Source organism: Bilifractor sp. LCP19S3_H10, from assembly GCF_052119185.1.
Classification (GTDB): Bacteria; Bacillota; Clostridia; order Lachnospirales; family Lachnospiraceae; genus Bilifractor.
On the sequence record NZ_JBQKFT010000051.1, the window covers coordinates 1 to 1,359 of the forward strand.

Consider the following 1,359-nt stretch of genomic DNA (forward strand, 5'->3'; position numbering starts at 1 on the left):
AGTCCTTAACCTCGCCAGCACCGGCAACTCGCCGGACCGTTCTACAAAAAGTACGCTGTCCACCGGTCATGTATCGGTGTCCAACAGTTTGAAGACACAGGGTTTCAGGTTCTCTTTCACTCCCCTCCCGGGGTTCTTTTCACCTTTCCTTCACAGTACTATGCGCTATCGGTCACTGAGAGTATTTAGGCTTGGAGGGTGGTCCCTCCGGCTTCCCACAGGGTTTCCCGTGTCCCGTGGTACTCTGGTGCAGCCTTGTCTGCTTCCGGTTTCGCCTACGCGTCTCTCACGCTCTATGGATAAGTTTCCCAAACTTATTCGGCTGCCTTCTTCAGTACGTTCTGGCTGTCCGCAACCCCGGAATGCATGCACTCCGGTTTGGCCTCTGTCCGGTTCGCTCGCCGCTACTTGGGACATCGAGTTTTCTTTCTTTTCCTCTGCCTACTTAGATGTTTCAGTTCAGCAGGTCTCCCTCCATACACTATGGATTCATGCATGGATGCATGAGGTTTGCTCATGCGGGTTTCCCCATTCGGACATCCGCGGATCAATGACTATGTACGTCTCCCCGCGGCTTTTCGCAGTTAATCACGTCCTTCTTCGGCTCTCAGTGCCAAGGCATCCGCCCTGCGCCCTTTATGTTTGACCTATTGTAAAATGGCCGTGCCTTCAGATCTTAGCGTAGACCTGAAAACACATTTTGCATAAATTGCATTTCGGATAACACTCCGGCAAAAGAATGTTATCCATGAAACGTTCATCGGAATCATTTCTGCTTCCTCTGTAACGCCTCGGATGTCTTCCTATCTTCGTGAACAATTTCAAAATCTTTTGATTTTTCGATTGTGCTTTGGATTTCTTTTTGGAATCGTTTGTGTATTCAGTTTTCAAGGTACGTATCTGGCTTTATCAGCCATACCAGCCGAAAAGTTTATCTTCTCAGCTCGTATCACCGGTAAAGTTTTTAGATTTGTTGTAAGGATGCTGGCGGCCGCCTATCTTTCCATACTGTCTCCGGCATAGTATTTTCGGCCGCCCGGGTCTTAACCATCGTGTTCGGAATGGGAACGGGTGTCTCCCCCGGGCGCATCGCCACCAGCAAGTTTTGTCGTCACATTGACGGCTCAACAGTAAAACACATCCTCTGCAGTGCTACTAAGCTCAGCGTTCCGCTTCGCTAAGGGCACTGCACGGCTCGCACTAAATTCGAACTTCCTTTCAGTCGTTCTCATTAAGTGCTCATGCACGTACTCATTCATTCCTTAGAAAGGAGGTGATCCAGCCGCACCTTCCGATACGGCTACCTTGTTACGACTTCACCCCAGTTACCGGCCCTGCCTTCGACTGCTCCCTCCCTTG

Annotated in this window: 3 rRNA genes; all 3 read right to left on the reverse strand. The window is 50.2% G+C overall.

What is annotated here, in order from left to right:
* A 23S ribosomal RNA gene (locus tag ACTQZS_RS15320) occupies positions 1-649 on the reverse strand; the annotation flags it as partial.
* A gap of 333 nt (positions 650-982) precedes the next feature.
* Positions 983-1,100, reverse strand: a 5S ribosomal RNA gene (gene rrf / locus ACTQZS_RS15325).
* Positions 1,101-1,266: 166 nt separating this feature from the next.
* Positions 1,267-1,359: ribosomal RNA gene (locus tag ACTQZS_RS15330) — 16S ribosomal RNA — on the reverse strand; the annotation flags it as partial.